This is a genomic window from Methanoculleus chikugoensis (assembly GCF_019669965.1).
GTDB lineage: Archaea > Halobacteriota > Methanomicrobia > Methanomicrobiales > Methanoculleaceae > Methanoculleus > Methanoculleus chikugoensis.
Genome location: NZ_AP019781.1, coordinates 2,467,402 through 2,485,134 on the forward strand (window position 1 = coordinate 2,467,402; position 17,733 = coordinate 2,485,134).

At 65.8% G+C, this 17,733-nt stretch carries 16 protein-coding genes; 4 read left to right on the forward strand and 12 right to left on the reverse strand.

The features are described 5' to 3' along the window. Nucleotides 1–11: 11 nt before the first annotated feature. The 6 genes from MchiMG62_RS12420 to MchiMG62_RS12445 form a co-directional block, all read right to left on the reverse strand. A complete protein-coding gene (locus tag MchiMG62_RS12420; RefSeq protein WP_221057227.1) occupies nt 12–605 on the reverse strand; it encodes a CheB methylesterase domain-containing protein in 594 nt (197 codons plus the stop codon). Nucleotides 606–617: 12 nt separating this feature from the next. Then, entirely contained in the window at nt 618–1,004 is a 387-nt protein-coding gene (locus MchiMG62_RS12425; RefSeq protein WP_221057228.1) for a response regulator, read from the reverse strand. A 76-nt stretch (nt 1,005–1,080) separates the two neighbouring features. Next, nucleotides 1,081–2,946 carry a sensor histidine kinase gene (locus MchiMG62_RS12430; protein WP_221057229.1) on the reverse strand — a complete coding sequence of 622 codons (1,866 nt, stop codon included), beginning with the start codon at nt 2,944–2,946 and terminating at the stop codon, nt 1,081–1,083. Between the two features lie 29 nt (nt 2,947–2,975). Continuing rightward, complete coding sequence (locus MchiMG62_RS12435) at nt 2,976–3,503, reverse strand: HEAT repeat domain-containing protein (RefSeq protein WP_221057230.1); 528 nt, start codon at nt 3,501–3,503, stop codon at nt 2,976–2,978. A gap of 26 nt (nt 3,504–3,529) precedes the next feature. After that, entirely contained in the window at nt 3,530–4,732 is a 1,203-nt protein-coding gene (locus MchiMG62_RS12440) for a HEAT repeat domain-containing protein (RefSeq protein WP_221057231.1), read from the reverse strand. Nucleotides 4,733–4,789: 57 nt separating this feature from the next. Further along, nucleotides 4,790–5,344 (reverse strand): type 1 glutamine amidotransferase domain-containing protein, encoded by a 555-nt coding sequence (locus tag MchiMG62_RS12445; protein WP_221057232.1) that lies wholly within the window; start codon nt 5,342–5,344, stop codon nt 4,790–4,792. Nucleotides 5,345–5,518: 174 nt separating this feature from the next. On the opposite strand from MchiMG62_RS12445, the gene MchiMG62_RS12450 reads away from it, so the two are divergent. Continuing rightward, nucleotides 5,519–8,230 carry a cation-translocating P-type ATPase gene (locus MchiMG62_RS12450; RefSeq protein ID WP_221057233.1) on the forward strand — a complete coding sequence of 904 codons (2,712 nt, stop codon included), beginning with the start codon at nt 5,519–5,521 and terminating at the stop codon, nt 8,228–8,230. A gap of 224 nt (nt 8,231–8,454) precedes the next feature. Next, entirely contained in the window at nt 8,455–9,738 is a 1,284-nt protein-coding gene (locus MchiMG62_RS12455; RefSeq protein WP_221057234.1) for an ArsB/NhaD family transporter, read from the forward strand. A gap of 7 nt (nt 9,739–9,745) precedes the next feature. Here the strand turns inward: MchiMG62_RS12455 and MchiMG62_RS12460 are convergent, their stop codons facing one another. The 3 genes from MchiMG62_RS12460 to glnA all read right to left on the reverse strand — a co-directional run bounded on the left by MchiMG62_RS12460 (nt 9,746) and on the right by glnA (nt 11,877). Beyond that, nucleotides 9,746–10,000 (reverse strand): HEAT repeat domain-containing protein, encoded by a 255-nt coding sequence (locus MchiMG62_RS12460; protein WP_221057235.1) that lies wholly within the window; start codon nt 9,998–10,000, stop codon nt 9,746–9,748. 64 nt (nt 10,001–10,064) lie between these two features. Continuing rightward, on the reverse strand, nt 10,065–10,337 hold the full coding sequence (locus MchiMG62_RS12465; RefSeq protein ID WP_221057236.1) for a HEAT repeat domain-containing protein: 273 nt from the start codon (nt 10,335–10,337) through the stop codon (nt 10,065–10,067). A gap of 211 nt (nt 10,338–10,548) precedes the next feature. After that, the gene (gene glnA / locus MchiMG62_RS12470; RefSeq protein ID WP_221057237.1) at nt 10,549–11,877 is read right to left on the reverse strand and encodes a type I glutamate--ammonia ligase; all 1,329 of its coding nucleotides are present in this window, start codon (nt 11,875–11,877) and stop codon (nt 10,549–10,551) included. Nucleotides 11,878–11,984: 107 nt separating this feature from the next. Here glnA and MchiMG62_RS12475 point away from each other — a divergent pair, with 107 nt between their 5' ends. Continuing rightward, nucleotides 11,985–13,040 (forward strand): class II glutamine amidotransferase, encoded by a 1,056-nt coding sequence (locus MchiMG62_RS12475; protein WP_221057238.1) that lies wholly within the window; start codon nt 11,985–11,987, stop codon nt 13,038–13,040. Continuing rightward, entirely contained in the window at nt 13,037–14,545 is a 1,509-nt protein-coding gene (locus MchiMG62_RS12480; RefSeq protein ID WP_221057239.1) for a glutamate synthase-related protein, read from the forward strand. The genes MchiMG62_RS12475 and MchiMG62_RS12480 overlap by 4 nt, the downstream gene beginning before the upstream one ends. Before the next feature lie 237 nt (nt 14,546–14,782). Here the strand turns inward: MchiMG62_RS12480 and MchiMG62_RS12485 are convergent, their stop codons facing one another. From MchiMG62_RS12485 to MchiMG62_RS12495, 3 genes are read right to left on the reverse strand one after another with little or no spacing between them, the layout of a single operon-like run. Next, nucleotides 14,783–15,943, reverse strand: coding sequence for an aconitase X (locus MchiMG62_RS12485; protein ID WP_221057240.1), 1,161 nt, complete (start codon nt 15,941–15,943; stop codon nt 14,783–14,785). After that, complete coding sequence (locus tag MchiMG62_RS12490; RefSeq protein WP_221057241.1) at nt 15,943–17,184, reverse strand: UbiD family decarboxylase; 1,242 nt, start codon at nt 17,182–17,184, stop codon at nt 15,943–15,945. Before MchiMG62_RS12490 ends, MchiMG62_RS12485 begins: the two co-directional genes overlap by 1 nt. Further along, nucleotides 17,177–17,731, reverse strand: a complete 555-nt coding sequence (locus MchiMG62_RS12495) for a UbiX family flavin prenyltransferase (RefSeq protein WP_221057242.1) — start codon at nt 17,729–17,731, stop codon at nt 17,177–17,179. Before MchiMG62_RS12495 ends, MchiMG62_RS12490 begins: the two co-directional genes overlap by 8 nt. Nucleotides 17,732–17,733 lie beyond the last annotated feature (2 nt).

Genomic DNA, 17,733 nt, shown 5'->3' on the forward strand with positions numbered 1-17,733 from the left:
AAGGCTGAGCGTCAGAGGATCCCGGCAAACCGGATGAGATTCTCGCGGATCCCTTCCGGCGAGAGCATCTGGTCCACCCGCCCGGTCGCGAACGCGGCACGGGGCATGTAGTGGATGGCGCATGTCCGGAGGGCCTGCGCGAGGGTGGTCCCCCCGATGGACTTGATGTAGCGGATCCCTTCGGCGCCGTCGCTTCCCATCCCCGAGAGGATCACCCCGGCAAACCGGTCGCTGCCGCGCCGCGTAAGCGACATCATGGCGACATCGATCGAGGGCCTGACATACTGCACCTTCGCGTCGTCGAAGAGGCTGATCGTCCGGTTTTCGACGAGTTTCAGGTGAAGGTCGCTCGGTGCAACGTAGACCTTGCCGTGCTCGATCGCTTCACCGTCCTCTGCGATCCCGGTCTCCATGAACGAGATCTCTTCGATATGCCGGCAAAGCGCGTTGTTCATCGAGTACGGCATGTGCTGGACGAGGATGACGGCGGCATCGACGAGTGGGAACTGGGAAAAGATGACTTCCAGGGTTCGCGCCCCTCCGGTCGACGAACCGATGACGACGATCGTCCGCCCATCGCGGGGAAGAGATGAGGAATGCTCCATGTACTCTCCCCCTCACGGCAGGTAATTGAGGTACCCCTTCACGAGGGCCACAATCTCGTCCGCTTCGAACGGTTTCGTGATGTAGTCGATGACGTGCTCCTTGAGGCAGTCCAGTTCCGCGTCCGGGATGTCCTTTGCGGTGAGCATCGCGACGACGTTCCCCTCTATGAGATCGCGGTCGATCATCTCCTGGATCGTCTCCCACCCGTCCTTTCTGGGCATCATGATGTCCATCAGGATGACGCCCCGAAACCCGTTCGCGAGCTCCGCAATACACTCATCGCCGCTCTCCGCGGCGACGACCCCGATCCCCTCCGGTTCGAGGAGTTCCTCCATCACCTCGAGGATGAAGACGTCGTCGTCAACGACCATAATCCGCCGGCACGATTCCTCCGCCATCTGTTTCCTCCCCGGGACCCACCGGGCTGTTAAATAACATCTCTCACCCGGACCAGTATATAACCCTGCGGATTTCTCACGCGGCGTCTACCGCCTCGAGGGTGAACATGATCATCGACCCCTTCCCCTCCCCGGCGCTCTCGGCCCATATCCGCCCCCCGTGCCGCTCCACGATCCGCCGGCAGATCGTGAGGCCGAGGCCCGGCGAGTCGAGGTCGTGCCGGGAGGCGTCGGCCTTGTAGAACTCGGCAAACGCCTTCTCGAGCTGCTCGCGGGTCATGCCGATCCCGGTATCCCTGACCGAGACGACCACGACCTCCTGCTCGCGGGCGGCGTCGATGGTGATCGTCCCTTTCTCACCCTCGATGTACTTGACGGCGTTGGCGATCAGGTTGTTGAAGATCTCCCCGAGGAGAACCCGGTCGGCCCTGACGGTGGTTCCGGGGGGGATGTTGTTCTTAAGCGAGATGGCCTTCGTCTTGAAGAGGACGGCGTAGTTCCGGAGCGTGTTGTCGAGTTCCGTCTTCAGGTCGAGGGGCTCGAGATCGAGCTCGACGTAGAGGGAGTTCATCCGGGCGAGCTGCAGGGTCTTCTGGACGAGATCCTTCATGTAGGTGACGTTGTGGCCGGCGATCTCGAGGAGGCGCCGGAGATCCGGGTTCTGCTCGCGCTCGATGACCCTCGGCATGAGCGCGACCAGCGGCGTCAAGGGCGTCTTGAGGTCGTGACCGAGCTGCGATATGAACTCATCCTTCTGGGCGAGGAGTTTCTCCACGTCGGCGGTCCGTTCCCGGACCGTCGCGTCGAGTTCCTGGTTGATGACGGAGAGCTGGCTCCGGAGCGTCTCCAGCTCCCGGTTCTTTGCCTGGAGGTTCCCGGCAAACCCTTTGAGCGCCTCTTCCGCCTGCACCCGCTGGGTGATGTCGATCCCGAGCTGCAGCATCAGGGGCGCCCCGTCCGTATCGGTGAACGGGTAGGCGTGAACCTCGTAGGTCTTCCCGTTCGTGTGGTCCCACTCCCACTGCTGCGGGCTCCGGAGGGTGAAGACCATCGCCCCCTTGCAGGGTTTGCAGGGTCTCCGGGAGCCCCGCTGCACCTCGTAGCAGAGCCCGCCCTCCGGGTCGCCGAAGGTCTCCCGGAACGCCCTGTTGGCGAACCGGACGGTGTGATCCTCCCCCTGCAGGGTGACATACGCGGGGAGGGTATCCAGGATCGCGAAGAGACGACGGCGTTCGGCGTTCAGGGACGCTTCCGCCTCCTTGTACCGGGTGATCTCCGAAACCCGGCAGGTGATGACGACGTCTTCGAGGCACCGCCCCCAGAGGACGAGCCAGCGTGTTCTGCCGTCCCGGCCGAGGAACTGCGTCTCGACGACCGCGTTGCCTGAGCCCGGTTGTGCCTGCGCGAAGAACCGCTCGCGGTCGTCGCCGTAAGGCCAGATCTTCGATACCGGCAGGTTCGCGAGATCTCTCCTCGCGTAGCCGAGGAGTTCCGCGAAGTCGTGGTTTGCGTCCGCTATCGTCCCGTCCTCCCGCCTGAGAAGAAACGCGCCGCCGGGAGCCCGTTCCATGGCCTCGCGGTAGTGGATCTGCTCCCGGGTCGAGTAGCCGACCGTCGAGGCGAGCGACGCAAGGGCGACCATGGCGACGAAGGGAAGGAATATGCTCGGGCTCGGAGGGTAGGCGCGCCCTGCCGTGACGCCGAGATAGACGAGCCCGAGCACGGTGGCGGCAACGATTCCCTTCTCGCGGTAGAGGTAGCCGACCGCCGCGGCGGGGACGAAGAGCAGCGCCCAGAGGATGAGGTTGGTGCCGGGCGGCTCCACGAGAGAGGCGGCAAGGATTGCCGTACCGAAAGCACCGGCTACCAGAACGTTCCCGGGTTCACGGAGATCGCCCTCCTGCAGGAACCGGAGGAGACCCCCCGCCGTACGAGATGCCATCAGACCTTAACGATCTGAAGGCGTCGCGATCATTTATTGTTCGCGGATTGGCCTCTCCCTTCCAGCGCCTCGGTGAGCGGGACGGCGCCCGTCTCCCCCATCTTCCAGAGGAGAAGAGCGGCGCGCTCCTGCGTCTTCGCATCAGGGCTCTCCATCAGGCGGAGGAGCGGTGCGACCGCCGGTTCCCCGATCCGGCAGAGGGCCATCGCGGCAAACGGCTGGAGGTCGGCATCGGCGTTCTCGATGACGGCAACGAGAGGTTCGACGGCGGCGGCGCCGATCCCCGCGAGAGCCGCCGTGGCGTATCGCCGGAAGTCGCAGTCGCACGCGGCACGCATCGCCGCGAGGAGGGGGGCGATCGCCGGCTCCCCAATCTGCACCAGCGCGCGGGCGGCATACCACCGGACGTCGTTGTTTTCGGCCTGCATCGCGAAAATGAGCGGTTCTACGGCCGCTTCTCCGCTCGCACCGAGCTCGGCGGTCGCCGCCCGGCGCGTCGCGAGAGGGCTGTCCCGGAGATCGGCGATCAGTTCCTCGATCCGGGTTCTGTCAGTCATAGCGTTCAGGTGCACCCTTGCTGTTGTTATGTCTTCCTGATGCCGGCGAGCGCCTCCCGGGCAGCCTCGCGCACCTCCTCCCGCTCGTCTTCGAGCGCCCGGATCAGGATATCGGCCGACCTGCGATCGCCGATCTCCCCGAGGGCGTGGATGGCTCCCGCGGGAACGCGCCGGTCGTCACCGTGCCGGAGCGCCATGGCGAGCGCGGGGACGGCGGGCTTTCCGACGAGGCCGAGGGCGGCGATCGCCCCGCGCCGGAGGAGTTCGTTCTCCGTCCCGAGCGCCTCGATGAGAGGCTGGACGGCGGGCTCGCCGATATCGCCGAGCGCAGCGCAGGCACGCTGCCGCACCCCCCCATCCGGGTCGCGGAGCGTTTCGACGAGCGCTTCGACGACTCTCTCACCGCCGATGCTCCCGAGCGCAATCGCCGCTCCCCGCCTGACGCGTGTGTTCCCGTCAGAGAGAGCGGCGGCGACCTCTTCCCGGGCGGGCTCGCCGATCGCGCCGAGTGCGAGAGCCGCCCTGCTCCGGACGTAGGCGTCCTCGTCGTCGAGCGCAGCCATCAGCGCCGGGATTGCCGCGGGAGCGCCGATCTCCCCGAGAGCGACCGCGGCCATCCAGCGGACGTCGACGTTCTCGCTCCTGAGGCTCGCCGTGAGCGGCCTGACGGCAGGAGTTCCCAGTCTTCCGAGCGACTCCGTCGCCTTCCAGCGGACGCCGACCTCGGGGTCCTCGAGGAGGGCGGCGAGCGGTTCGACCGCCGCGGGGTTGCCCGCGTCGCCGAGGCACCCGGCCGCCCGGTAGCGGGTATCGGGGTCGCGGCTCGAGAGCCGGGCGATCAGCCGTCTCGTGTCCCGGTCGCACGCGGCCCCGCCGGCCTCATCGATATGGAAGTGGAGGCCGCCGGCACGCCTGCCCGCTATCTCGAAGAGGTAGCCGAGGAGGTATGCGGCGACGACAAAGGCGGCCGCATTTACGAGAATGCCGGCGTCCGGGGTGCCGTAGAGGATGCTCCCGACGGTGACGTGAGCCATGGCGAGCAGAATCCCGACGACGATCGCACGCCTCCGGTACCAGAACGCGGCGATGATGAGCACCAGGTAGAAGAGGTGGGTGTACGCAATCATGCCGAAGGTGAGATCCAGGAGAACGGCAAGGGCCGTGACGAGGACAATGACTGCAGGCCTGCCCCATGCCTCTGCGCTCTTCGACGGACCTGCAGGACTCATCCTGAAGAGGGGGTGCGGGCCGCATCCATAAAGAGTTTATGCGGTGCGGCTTCCGCCTCACCGCTGCCCTGCGGCCGCAGCCCGGGCCTCCTGCCCGGAAGCCTCCTCGAGTTTCGCGAGCGATGCCCTGATGAACGCCGGAATGTCGTCCGGCTGCCTGCTTGAGACAATGTTGCCGTCGACGACCACTTCCCGGTCGACGTACTCCGCGCCGGCGTTCCTGATATCCTGTGCGACGGACTTCCAGCCGGCAATCTTCCGCCCGCGGAGCACCTGCGCGGTGATCATGAGCTGGGGCGCGTGGCATATGGAGAGAACCGGTTTGGCGCTCTCGACGAAGCGGCGCACGAACTCGACGGGCGCTTCGTGAGCCCGGAGTTTGTCGGGCGAGTAGCCGCCCGGAATGAAGAGCGCGTCGAAGTCGTCCGGCGAGACATCCGATACGCTCCGGTCGATGGTGACCGGTGTTTGGTCCGCCTTCCCGTGGACGGTCTCCCCCGCGGAGAGGCCGACGTGGACGAGATCGTGGCCGGTCTCCCGGAATGCCTCCGCAGGCTCCGTATACTCGACATCCTCGAACATATCCGTGATCAGGACTGCTATTCTGCTCATCGTCGTTCCTCCCCGGACCGGTCGCCCGGCCCGGCACCGGATCGGTTCGCCCGGAAGATATAATCCTGCCGGAGGGACAACGGATCAGGGACGAAGCGGCCACAAATACAGCGGTTTCGCGGCTGGGGGAGCGATTTCTATACCTTTTTATACCTCGGCGCGAAACCCGGACATATGCCCGCGCCGACAGGAGAGTCTGCAGGCGGAAGCCCTCCGCCCGACTGGCACGCCCTCTCGGCGGCGGAGGTGCAACGGGAGCTCGACGCCGATCCGTCGGGTCTCTCCACGGGAGACGCGGAGGAGCGTCTGCAGCGTTACGGGCCGAACGTCCTCCGCGAGGAGGAGCGGGAGAGCCGGCTCCAGGTCTTTCTGCGGCAGTTCAAGAGCGTCCTCATCGTCATCCTGATCATTGCCGCTGCAGTCTCTTTCTTCGTCGGCGAAGCCCTGGACGCCGCCGCAATCCTCATCATCGTCATCTTAAACGCCCTCCTCGGGTACTCGCAGGAGTGGCAGGCCGGTGAGGCGATCGAGGCGCTTAAAAAGATGCTCGTCCAGCACGCCGTGGTCGTCCGCGACGGCGAGCGGCGGGAGATCGATGCGGCCGCACTCGTCCGGGGAGATCTCGTCCTCCTCGATATGGGGGAACGGGTGCCCGCCGACATCTACATCGTCGAGGCGACGTCGCTGCAGGTCGACGAGGCGCCGCTGACGGGCGAGTCGTCGCCCGTGGACAAGACACCGGGCTCGCTCCCTGTCGGGACACCCCTTGCCGAGCGGAGAAACATGGCGTTTGCCGGCACGACGGTGACGAACGGGCACGGCCGGGGGTTTGTGGTCGCCACCGGGATGCAGACGGAGTTCGGGCGGATCGCCGGCCTCTCCCAGCGGATCGCGGATGAGACGACGCCCCTTGCCCGGCAGATGGATCGTCTCGGCCGCGATCTCGGGCTGATCGCCCTCGGGATCGCCGCGCTCGTGGTCGTCGTCGGTCTCCTGCAACAGCGGGAACTCCTTGAGATGTTCCTCGTCGGCGTCTCCCTTGCGGTGGCGGTGATCCCGGAGGGGCTTCCGGCGGTCGTGACGCTGACGCTCGCCATCGGCATCAAGACGATGATGCGGAGGAACTGCCTGATCCGTCACCTGCCGGTCTCGGAGACGCTCGGCGCGGTCTCGGTGATCTGCACCGACAAGACCGGGACGCTCACCCGGAACGAGATGACGGTCGTCCGGGTGCGGACGGCTGATACGGAGGTCGCGGTCACCGGGGCGGGGTATCTCCCGATGGGGGAGTTTCTCGTCGAGGAGAGACCTATCGACCCGCTTGCCGACCCGGGGCTCCGGCAGTTCCTCCGCACCGTCCTCCTCTGCAACCACGCGACCCTCGCTCTCGAGGAGGGGGGGTGGCGGATCTTCGGCACCCCGACCGAGGGGGCGCTCGTCGTCGCGGCGGAGAAGGCCGGGCTCTCGCGCGACGACGCCCCGGAGCCGGTGAAGGAGTTCTCGTTCAACTCCACCCGGAAGCGGATGACGACCGTCTACCGGGAGGGGGAGGGGAACGTCGCCCACGTGAAGGGGGCGCCGGAGGTTCTCCTCGCCCGCTCGTCCCGGGTCTTCCTAGGGGGTTCGGTCGTCCCGCTCACGGACGAACTCCGGGACGCGCTTCTTGCCGAGATCGAGAGGTACGCGTCGCAGGGGCTCCGGGTGCTCGGGGCGGCCTGCCGCCCGCTCCCCGCCGGCATCGAGTGGACGGTCGATACCGTGGAGACCGATCTCGTCTTCCTCGGGCTTGCCGGGATCGTCGACCCCCCACGGCCCGAGGCGGCTGAGGCGATCCGGCTCTGCCGGAGCGCCGGGATCGACGTCATCATGATCACGGGGGACAACCCGCTGACTGCTTCCACCATCGCCCGCGACCTCGGCCTATCGAGCGAGGGGGCGATGACCGGGGCGGATCTCGAGGCGATGACCGACGATGAACTCAAAGAACGCCTCCGGACGACGAAGGTGCTCTCCCGGGTCACCGCGGAGCACAAACTCCGGGTGATCGATATCCTCTCCCGCGACCGGGAGGTCATCGCCATGACCGGCGACGGCGTCAACGACGCCCCGGCGCTGAAGAAGGCGAGCATCGGGATAGCCATGGGGATCAAGGGGACGGACGCGGCCAAAGAGTCGAGCGACATGGTGCTCGTCGACGACAACTTCGCGAGCATCGTCGCCGGCGTCGAGGAAGGAAGGCGGGAGTACGACAATATCGCCCGGTTCACCCGCTATCTCCTCTCCTCGAACGTCGGCGAGCTCGTCGCGATCGTCGGCGCGCTCCTCCTCGGCCTGCCGCTGATCCTCATCCCCGTCCAGATTCTCTGGATCAACCTGGTCACCGACGGTCTCACCGCCCTTGCCCTCGGCCTCGAACCCGCCGAACGGGACGTCATGCAGAGGCGGCCGCGCGACCCGCAGGAGGCCATTCTCACGCGGAACGCGTACCTCGTCATCCTCATCCTCGGAATATGGCTCGGTCTTCTGACTATCTACGTCTTCCTGGGTCTCTATGAGGTCGATCTCGACCGGGCGCGGACGATGGCGTTCACCGGGCTCATTGTCTTCGAGCTCTACAACGTGCTGAACTTCCGGTCGTTCCGGTTCCCCCTCCACCGGATCGGGTTCTTCTCGAATCCCGCCCTGCTCCTCGCAATCCTCGGGAGCCTCGCCCTCCAGGCGCTGGTGGTCTACGTCCCGGTCTTCAACCTCTTCCTCGGGACCGCGCCGCTGACCCTCGCCGACTGGGGGCTGCTCGCCCTGCTCGGCCTTCCGGTGCTGCTCGCAGGGGAGGTCTACAAGAACCTCCGGTTGCGGCTCGGGGGGGAGGCACCCGCGTCGGATTGAATGGGCCCCTCCCCCCGCCGTCGCGCCCCTGCTGGTCTCAAACATTGAGTACCGGAATCACCGGACTCTTTCTTCCCAACGGGCGATAGATATCGGCATAATTATAGACGGGTTACGCTAAACAGAATCCTACTATCTGTATTCAGGGATCCCATGACTGTCAGAACCCTTCGTGTAGCACAGACCGCCACAGATCATCCCAGCCGTCGTCGGGGTGACGGAAGATGATCGTCACCCCGGAACTGATCGCCGTCGTGGTCTTCATCATCACCTACGCGCTCATCATCGATGAGCGGATTCACCGCGCGGTGGTCGCGATGGTCGGCGCCTCGGTCGTCGTCTTCCTCCACATCGTCCCCTGGGATATGATCCCGGAGTACATCGACCTCGGCACTATCTTCCTCCTGATCGGGATGATGATCATCGTCAACACCGCCCGCGGCAGCGGTCTCTTCGAGTACATCGCCATCAAGACGGCGAAACTTGCAAAAGGGAGCCCGATGCGGGTGCTATTGCTCTTCTCACTCGTGACCGGCATCACGAGCGCTTTCCTCGACAACGTCACCACCGTCCTCCTGATCACCCCGATGCTCCTCTACGTCGCGAGCGTCATGAAAGTCAATCCCATTCCCTTCCTCATCGCCGAGATCTTCGCCTCCAACATCGGTGGGGCGGCGACGCTCATCGGCGACCCCCCGAACATCATGATCGGTTCGGCCGCCGGCCTGACGTTCAATGAGTTCATCGTCAACATGACGCCGATGATGGTGATCAACCTGGTTGTCGTCCTCGGGATGCTTGCCCTCATCTATAGAAAGGAACTCCACGTCTCGCCCGACGAACGGGAGGGGATCGAGAGGACGTTCGCGGAGTTGAAGGAGCGGGAGGCGATCCGCGACTGGCCACTCTTCAAGAAGTCGGTCATCGTCATCGCGCTCGTCATCGGGATGTTCTTCATCCATGCTCAGCTCGACCTGGAACCCGCCCTCGTCGCCCTGATCGGTGCATCGATCCTCCTCTTCTGGAGCAGACAGTCCCCGGAGGAGATCTTTGAGAAGATCGAGTGGCCGGCCCTCTTCTTCTTCGGCGGGCTCTTCGTCGTCGTCGGCGCCCTCGTCGAGACCGGGGTTATCGCGAGCGTCGCGGAGTTCGTGGTCGAGAACGTCCACTCGGAGGGAGAGGCCATCCTGATCATCGCCTGGTTCTCGGCGTTCGCCTCGGCGATCGTGGACAATATTCCCCTCACCGCCACCCTGATCCCCCTGATCCAGGGTATGAGCGGGTCGATGGACATCTACCCGCTCTGGTGGGCGCTCTCGCTCGGTGCATGCCTCGGCGGGAACGGCACAGTCATCGGCGCGTCGGCAAACGTCGTCGTGCTCGGGATAGCCGCACGAAACGGTTTCACGATATCGTTCGTGGAGTTCCTGAAGATAGGGATGCTCGTGCTCCTCGTCACGGTCGGGATCGGCACAGCCATCCTCTGGCTCAACTTCGTCGTCCTGTAGGCCGGTGCTATCGGGTCGCCTCGACCTCCTGGATCCGGCCGACGACCCACTTATACGCGGTCGCGGCCGCCTCCCGGACCGAGGCGCTCGGGTCCTCGTCCCTCACCCTCGCGAGCGGTTCCTGCGCTTTCGGGTCGGCGAGCGTCCCGAGCGAGAGGGCCGCCTGCGACCGGACGAACTCGTCCGGGTCGGCGAGCGCCCGGATCAGCCCGTCGACGTCCCGGGCGTCACGCATGGTATCGACCTCATCGATTGTCGCCATGGCAATCTTCCTGATCGTCTTCGCGTAGACGTCCCGGGGATATATATGCCTTACCGCGTGCGGGCTACAGTTCGCGGGGGATCCCCTCCGCCGCCTTCCGGGCTGCAAGCCTCGCGGCCACCTGGGCGTGCGCGACCGACGCGGCCCGCCGGACACCCGCATCAGAATCCGAGAACTTCAACTGCTCGAGCGGCTCGAGCGCTCGTTCATCGCCGACGAGGCCGAGGGCTTCGGCAGCGGTCAGCCGCACGATCTCTTCGGGCTCGGAAAGTGCTGCAATCAGGCCGTCGATATCCCGGCGCCTTCGCATGGTGTCGATATCCTTTCTCTGCGTCATGTGTCTTCCCTGTTCGGCCGATAAGCGCATCTATGCGCTTTAGGGGATATGAACGTTCCTGCGGCGGCCGGATTTGCGACAGTCGCACTTGAGCAGCCGGGGGTGCCCGAACTCGGTTCCTACGGAACCTCGCTGCTTGCACCTGCGGTGCTCTAGCTCCGTTCCGTTGGAACATCGCACCCTTCGGCCCGTCGCTTTCACAAAAAAGAGTTCAGTAGGTCGCCAGGTACCGGTCGAGTTCCCAGGGGTGAACCGTCGTCCGGTAGGCATCCCACTCGATCTGGGCAACGCTCGTGAGCGCCTCGACGACATGGGGGCCGAGCGCCCTGCAGATGAGGTCGTCGGCGAGGAGGGCGGAGTGAGCCTCGTGGAGGTCTCCGGGCAGCGTCTCGATCCCGTTTTGGCCCCGCTCGTCGGCCGTCATGTGGAAGATGTTCTTGTGAGCATCATCCGGCGGCTCGATCCCCTGCCGGACGCCCTCCATCCCGGCGGCGAGCATCGCCGTGAAGGCAAGGTAAGGGTTGCAGGTCGGGTCGGGGCTGCGGAACTCGACCCGGGTGCTGTTGCCGCGGGGCGCCGGAACCCGGACGAGGGCCGAGCGGTTGCTCGCGCTCCAGCTGACGTAGCAGGGCGCTTCGTAGCCGGGGACGAGCCGCTTGTAGGAGTTGATCGTTGGGTTCGCGACCCGGGTGATGGCCTTTGCGTGGCGAAGCAGCCCGCCGATGAAGTGCATGCAGGTCGTCGAGAGCTGCCGCGGGGCATCCGGGTCGTAGAAGGCGTTCACCCCGTCCTTTGCGAGGGAGCAGTTGGTATGCATCCCGCTCCCGTTGATCCCGTGGATCGGCTTCGCCATGAAGGATGCGTGCAGGCCGCGCATCAGCGCCATCGTCTTGACTGCGAACTTGAACGTGATGACATTGTCGGCGGTGTGGAGCGCGTCGCTGTACTTGAAGTCGATCTCATGCTGGCTCTCGGCGACCTCGTGGTGCGAGGCCTCGATATCGAACCCCATCTCGGTGAGCGTGAGGATCGCCTCGCGCCGGAGGTCCTCCGCGAGATCGGTCGGCGCGAGGTCGAAGTAGCCGCCGACGTCCTGGAACTGCGTGGTCGGACGGCCGTCGAGCATCTTGAAGAGGAAGAACTCCAGTTCAGGGCCGGTGTTGAAGACGTAGCCGTCCTTCGCGGCATCCTCCATCGCCCGCCGGAGCACGTAGCGCGGGTCGCCCTCGAACGGCGTGCCGTCCGGCTTGCAGACGTCGCAGATGAACCGGGCAACGCTCTTCTCCCGGGGCCGCCATGGGAGGAGGGTGTAGGTCGAGAGGTCGGGCTTGAGCACCATGTCGGACTCCTCGATCCGGACGAATCCCTCGATCGACGACCCGTCGAACCCGATACCGTCGGTCAGCGCTTTCCCGACCTGCTTCGCCGGGATGGAGACGTTCTTGGGCATGCCCAAGAGATCGGTGAACTGAAGCCGGAGGAACCGGACGTTGTCCTGCTCGATGCGCTCGAGCATCGCCGAGATGTTGTCGCCAGACATACGGAAGGAAACTTCCTTCCGATGTTATTTATACTTGACGCATCTACATCTATCAGAGCGTTCCCCGACCACCCCGGGTGGAGGGGAGCGGGTCGACCGTGATGGGTATGTGCGGCATAATTGGCGTAATGGACAGATCCCGCCGGACGATGGACGGTTCCGGCATCCGGCAGGCCCTCTCCATGATGAACGAGCGCGGCAGCGGCGAGGGGGCGGGGTACGCAGCCTACGGCATCTATCCCGATTACCGGGACTGCTACGCCCTCCACGTCTTCTTCGACAACGTCCGCGAGAACAAGCCGCTCCTCGATTCGACGCTCGCGCAGTGGGGGACGATCGAGCACGACGAGGCGATCCCCACCTACGGGCGGCCGAACCTCCGGGCGGTTCACACCCCTTGGCGCTACTTCTTCAAGCCCGACCCTTCCCTCGCGCTCGCCGGCAGCACGACGCCGGAGGACGATATCGTGAGCGCCCTCGTGATGCAGGTCAACGCCGCCCGCCGCGGCGCGCTCATCTTCTCCTCCGGCAAGGACCTCGGGGTGTTTAAGGCCGGAGGGTGGCCCGAGGACGTCGCGGACTTCTACCGGATCGAGGACTACGAGGGCTACATCTGGCTCGCGCACAACCGTTACCCGACGAACACCCCCGGGTGGTGGGGCGGCGCGCACCCGTTCAACCTCCTCGGCTGGAGCGTCGTGCACAACGGCGAGATCACCTCCTACGGGACGAACCGGCGCTACATCGAGAGTTACGGCTACACCTGCACGATGTATACCGACACCGAGGTCGTCGCATACTTAGTCGACCTCCTGGTGCGGCGACACGGCCTTGACGTCGATATCGCGGTCCGGGCGCTCGCCCCGCCCTACTGGGAGGAGATCGACCGGATGCCCGACGCGGAGCGGGAGTGGAACGGAGCCCTCCGGCTCGCCTACGCGCCGGCGATGATGAACGGGCCGTTCGCCATCGTGGCCGCGAACCGCGACATGATGGTCGGGTTCACCGACCGGGGCAAGCTCCGGCCGATGGTCGTCGGCGAGTGCGGCGACCGGCTCTACATCTCGAGCGAAGAGGCTGCAATCCGGGCGATGGAACCACGGGTCGAATCGATCCGGATGCCGGCCGCGTGCGAGCCGGTGATCGGGAGGGTCGTCGCATGATCGGGAGCCTCCCCTCACGCTACCGGATCGGCATCGACCCCGTCCGGTGCATGGAGTGCGGACGGTGCATCGAGAACTGCTCCTACGGCGTCTTCTCACGGGACGGAGACCGGATACAGGTCAACTCCCGCAACTGCACCGCATGCCACCGCTGTATCGCCTGCTGCCCCCGGGACGCCATCAGCCTCGAGGAGCATCCCTGCGACTACCGGAGCCACCCGCTCTGGACACGGGAAGCACGGGAGGCGATCTACAACCAGGCCCGGACGGGCAAGATCATCCTCGCGGGGATGGGCAACGCCCTCGATTACCCGGTCATCTTCGACCGCCTGGTGCTGGACGCCTGCCAGGTCACGAACCCGAGCCTCGACCCGCTCCGCGAGCCGATCGAACTGACGACCCACCTCGGGAAGAGGCCGGCGCGGCTCGATCTCCGGCGCCGGGAGGGCGGCGACATCGAGCTCCGGACACGCCTCACCCCGAACCTCAGGATCGAGACCCCGGTGATGATCGGGCACATGAGTTACGGGGCGATCAGCCTCAACGCCCAGGTGGCCATGGCCCGGGCGGCAAAAAAGACCGGGACGTTCATGGGCACCGGGGAAGGCGGGCTGCACGCCGCCCTCCACCCCTACCAGGACCGGATGATCGTCCAGGTCGCGTCCGGGCGGTTCGGCGTGAACATCGATTACCTGGAGCGCGGCGCCGCGATCGAGATCAAGATCGGGCAGGGGGCGAAGCCCGGCATCGGCGGGCACCTCCCGGGGGAGAAGGTCTGCGCGGATATCTCCCGGACAAGGATGATCCCGGAGGGGAGCGACGCGATCAGCCCCGCGCCGCACCACGACATCTACAGCATCGAGGACCTCGCCCAGCTCGTCCGGGGGCTCAAAGAGGCGACGGAATGGAAGAAGCCGGTCTTCGTAAAGATCGCCGCCGTCCACAACGTCGCGGCCATCGCCGCCGGCATCGCCCGCTCGCCGGCCGATGCGGTCGTCGTCGACGGGTTCCGCGGGGGCACCGGCGCGGCGCCGACGGTCTTCCGCGACCACGTAGGGATCCCGATCGAGGCGGCAATCGCGAGCGTGGATAAAAAACTCCGCGACCAGGGGATCAGAAACGAGATATCCGTCATCGCGAGCGGGGGTATCCGGGGGAGCGCCGACGTCGCGAAGGCGATCGCCCTCGGGGCGGACGCGGTCTACATCGGCACCGCGGCACTCGCGGCGATGGGCTGCCGGGTCTGCGGGAACTGTTACCGCGGCCTCTGCCCCTGGGGGATCGCCACCCAGCGGCCCGACCTCGTGGCGCGGCTCGACCCCGACGAGGGGTCGGAACAGGTGGCGAACCTGATCCGGGCGTGGACGCTCGAACTCGCCGAACTCCTGGGTGCCGCCGGGATCAACAGCATCGAGAGCCTGCGGGGCAACCGCGACCGGCTCCGGGGCTACATGCTCGACGAGGGGCTGATGCAGGTGCTCGACGTGAAGCCGGTTGGGGCGTGAGCTGACCTGTTCGGACAACGGTAGATTTCGGGTGGAGGCGCGAAGGAAGTCGCCGGCACACGTATGCCGAACTTCGCGTCCTTCGCGGCTCGTCGCGTGAGTTTTTCGGTACAGGGAACAGTACAATCTCACGCGAAGAACGCGAAGCCGCGAAGAGGTGTTACCCGCCCCCATTCACTGAACTTCGCGCCCTCCGCGGCTTCGGGTGAGGGAATTGGTGAGGATAACGGCATGCCCTCACGACGTCGCGACCTCGACGCACTCCCTCCGCGTTCCGATCCGGGCGAGCGCGCCGCACATCCCGGGAACGTAGGCGAGGGCTTTGCCCGAGTCGACCATGATCGAGCCGAACTCGTCCATCCGGGGCGAGACAACCATGCAGGTGTCCGGGATCACCCGGGCGCCGCTCCGCTCGATGACGCTCACGAGGTCGGGGTTCGCCGCTGCAACCCCCTTTGCAGCAAAGACGTAGAAGGGTTTCGTCGTCGTCTTCCCCCGGAGGAGCTCCGCGAGTTCCCGGAGCTCGTCGGCGGAGCAGTGCGGGCACCCGACCGCGACCGCTTCGACCTCGGTCTCGGTAAAGAGGGCCTCGACCTCGGCCTCGGTCACCGTCACCCGGTCGAGGTCGCCGGTGTCGAACGAGAAGACCCGGGTCTCCGGGGTGATCTTCTCGACGTGGAAGAGGGCGACCGCCCCGGTCGCCGCCATCGCGGCGCCGAGAGCTTTGAGCTGGTCGCGGTTCGGCCGAATCCCCTGGAATATCGGGATCCGGTTCCCCACCTTCTTCCCGGCAACGTGACCGATGCCGCCCCAATGGTTGGCATACGGGCCCGTGCCGTTCTCGACCTCGACGACGACCTGCGGTCGCCGGTTCTCGACGACGTGGAGGCCGTAATAGGGGGTCTTTCCGATGATCGCCGCCGCAAGGGCGCTCGGCCCGCCTTCCCGGTTCGTCCGGGCACCGAGAGCCGAGTTTGCATAGGCGACCGCCGAGGACTCCGACCAGGCCAGGTGCTCCCCGTACTCCGTGATCCGGAGGTAATAGGGCGTGCAGGTGCACTCCACCCGGATCCCGAGCTTCCGGTAGGCCTCGACGACCTCCGCCTGACGGCGGGCGAACTCCTCGCCGATCCCGAACTCCTGCCACCCCTCCCGCGGCATCCCGATGGGGTTCAGGACCGCCGGGACCGCCGCCCGGGCGTTGAGGCTCTGCAGCCAGGAGAGCCCCCATCTTCCGATGGTCTTGTAGGACGCACCGCTCACCTGGGCGCTCGTGATCGGGACGAGTTTCTCCGCCCCGTAAACCCTCCCGAGCGTGACCAGGATCTCCATCATCTTCTGCCGGGTCTCGCCGAACTCGCCGGCGAGCACCCGCTCGTCATCCTTCTCCAGATACATTACACCCACTCCGCTCTCCTGAATTCGTCTTCTTTCCCCATGACCATTGTGGCATCGACACCGACCTTCACGTTCGTCCCGTCGGATAACCGTGTCGGGTCAAGCGACGAGCCCCGGACGCCGGCGACGACCATGATGTCGGTATCGCCCCGGACCCTCGTCGCGATCGCGTATTCGACGTCGTAAGGGTCGTGGATGTCGATGTCCTCGTCCACCACCACGACGTGTTTGAGGGAGGTATGGGCGGCAAACGCCGCCATGATGGCGTTCTTCGCGTCGCCTTGCGTGTTCTTCCTGATCTGCACCACCCCGTGGAGGTAGCCTGCGCCGCCCTTCGTGAGGAGGACGTCCTTCACCGTCGTCACCTCGGCCACGGCGCGGTAGATCTTCGGCTCGTACGGCGCTCCCATCAGGAGTTTGTGCTCGTCGCCAGCGGGAAGGATGCCGTGGTAGATGGGGTCTTCCTTGCAGTACATCTTCGTGAACTCGATCACGTGCTGCTGCCGCACGGGGTCGTAGGTCCCGGTGATGTCGACGAACGGGCCTTCCGCCGCTTTTTCGGCACTGATGTAGCCCTCGAGGACGAACTCGGCGTCGGGAACCCGGACGCCGTTCTCGCACTCCCGGACGGCGAGTTCGCCGCCCATCAGTTCCGCAGCGTAGGCGAGCTCCTTCCCCTGCGGGACGCGGGTGCAGGCGGCGAACGTCACGAGGGGGGGGGTGCCGACGGTGACGGCGACCGGGAGTTTCTCCCCCCGGGCGAGCGCTGTCTTGAGGAGGGTATGGGTGTGCCTTCCTTCCACCAGGCGGGCGACGACTCTATGATCGTCGAGAACCATCATCCGGTGGATGGAGGCGTTCTCGACGCCGTCGTAGCGCGAGAAGACGATCCCGGAGGTGAAGTAGCGCCCGGCGTCGCCGGGGAAGTGCTTCATGACCGGGAGGCGGGAGAGATCGGGCTTGACGCCGCCCTCAAGCCGTCCGGCATCCACGACGCGGCCGCCGTAGGTCATGCCCGCGAGGTGCGCGACGAGGTCCCGCTCCTCCACACCGAGCGCCGCTGCAAGCGATCGGCGGTCGGAGAGGAGGTTCATCACTCCCCGGCGGCCGTCGAGGTCGTGGAAGAAGAGGATCTTGTCGGTCCGGCTCGCCATACGGGGAGCCTCGTAGACGGTCGAGCAGGGGCTCTCGATCTCCTCGACCCTGCCCTGCTTCCGCATCAGTTCGATAAAGTCACGCATCGTATCCGCTCCATCGGGTTCCGAGGTTGTGTTCGACCCCCATGTGGTCGAGCACCCGGGCCACCACCATATCGACGAGATCGTCGATGGTCTCCGGGTGCTGGTAGAAGGGGGGGCTTGCGACCATCACGGTCGCGCCGGCCTCGTCGGCCGCAAGCATATTCTTCAAATGAATCCGGGAGAGCGGCATCTCCCGGAGAAGGAGGAGGAGGGGGCGCTTCTCCTTGAGGCAGACGTCCGCCGCCCGGCCGATCAGGTTGTCGGCGAGGCCGTTGCTGACGGCGGCAAGCGTCTTCATGCTGCAGGGGACGATTGCCATCCCGTCGTAGCGGAACGATCCGCTCGCGATATCGGCCGCGAGGTTGCTGTTCTCGGCGTATACGGCGTCGAATCCCCCGAGGTCGACGCCTTCGATCCCGGCGATCTGCCGGGCGGTGTCGGAGATGACGATATGCACCGTTGCCCGTTCGCAGAGCACTTCGAGGAGGCGGCGGGCGTAGACGACGCCGCTCGCCCCGGTGACCCCGACGACGAATTCCTTCTTCATGC

Bases quoted from the DNA above. Each gene is read 5' to 3' on its own strand.
- MchiMG62_RS12420 (WP_221057227.1), bottom strand. From the start codon at position 605: ATGGAGCATTCCTCATCTCTTCCCCGCGATGGGCGGACGATCGTCGTC.
- MchiMG62_RS12425 (WP_221057228.1), bottom strand. From the start codon at position 1,004: ATGGCGGAGGAATCGTGCCGGCGGATTATGGTCGTTGACGACGACGTC.
- MchiMG62_RS12430 (WP_221057229.1), bottom strand. From the start codon at position 2,946: ATGGCATCTCGTACGGCGGGGGGTCTCCTCCGGTTCCTGCAGGAGGGC.
- MchiMG62_RS12435 (WP_221057230.1), bottom strand. From the start codon at position 3,503: ATGACTGACAGAACCCGGATCGAGGAACTGATCGCCGATCTCCGGGAC.
- MchiMG62_RS12440 (WP_221057231.1), bottom strand. From the start codon at position 4,732: ATGAGTCCTGCAGGTCCGTCGAAGAGCGCAGAGGCATGGGGCAGGCCT.
- MchiMG62_RS12445 (WP_221057232.1), bottom strand. From the start codon at position 5,344: ATGAGCAGAATAGCAGTCCTGATCACGGATATGTTCGAGGATGTCGAG.
- MchiMG62_RS12450 (WP_221057233.1), top strand. From the start codon at position 5,519: ATGCCCGCGCCGACAGGAGAGTCTGCAGGCGGAAGCCCTCCGCCCGAC.
- MchiMG62_RS12455 (WP_221057234.1), top strand. From the start codon at position 8,455: ATGATCGTCACCCCGGAACTGATCGCCGTCGTGGTCTTCATCATCACC.
- MchiMG62_RS12460 (WP_221057235.1), bottom strand. From the start codon at position 10,000: ATGGCGACAATCGATGAGGTCGATACCATGCGTGACGCCCGGGACGTC.
- MchiMG62_RS12465 (WP_221057236.1), bottom strand. From the start codon at position 10,337: ATGACGCAGAGAAAGGATATCGACACCATGCGAAGGCGCCGGGATATC.
- glnA (WP_221057237.1), bottom strand. From the start codon at position 11,877: ATGTCTGGCGACAACATCTCGGCGATGCTCGAGCGCATCGAGCAGGAC.
- MchiMG62_RS12475 (WP_221057238.1), top strand. From the start codon at position 11,985: ATGTGCGGCATAATTGGCGTAATGGACAGATCCCGCCGGACGATGGAC.
- MchiMG62_RS12480 (WP_221057239.1), top strand. From the start codon at position 13,037: ATGATCGGGAGCCTCCCCTCACGCTACCGGATCGGCATCGACCCCGTC.
- MchiMG62_RS12485 (WP_221057240.1), bottom strand. From the start codon at position 15,943: ATGTATCTGGAGAAGGATGACGAGCGGGTGCTCGCCGGCGAGTTCGGC.
- MchiMG62_RS12490 (WP_221057241.1), bottom strand. From the start codon at position 17,184: ATGCGTGACTTTATCGAACTGATGCGGAAGCAGGGCAGGGTCGAGGAG.
- MchiMG62_RS12495 (WP_221057242.1), bottom strand. From the start codon at position 17,731: ATGAAGAAGGAATTCGTCGTCGGGGTCACCGGGGCGAGCGGCGTCGTC.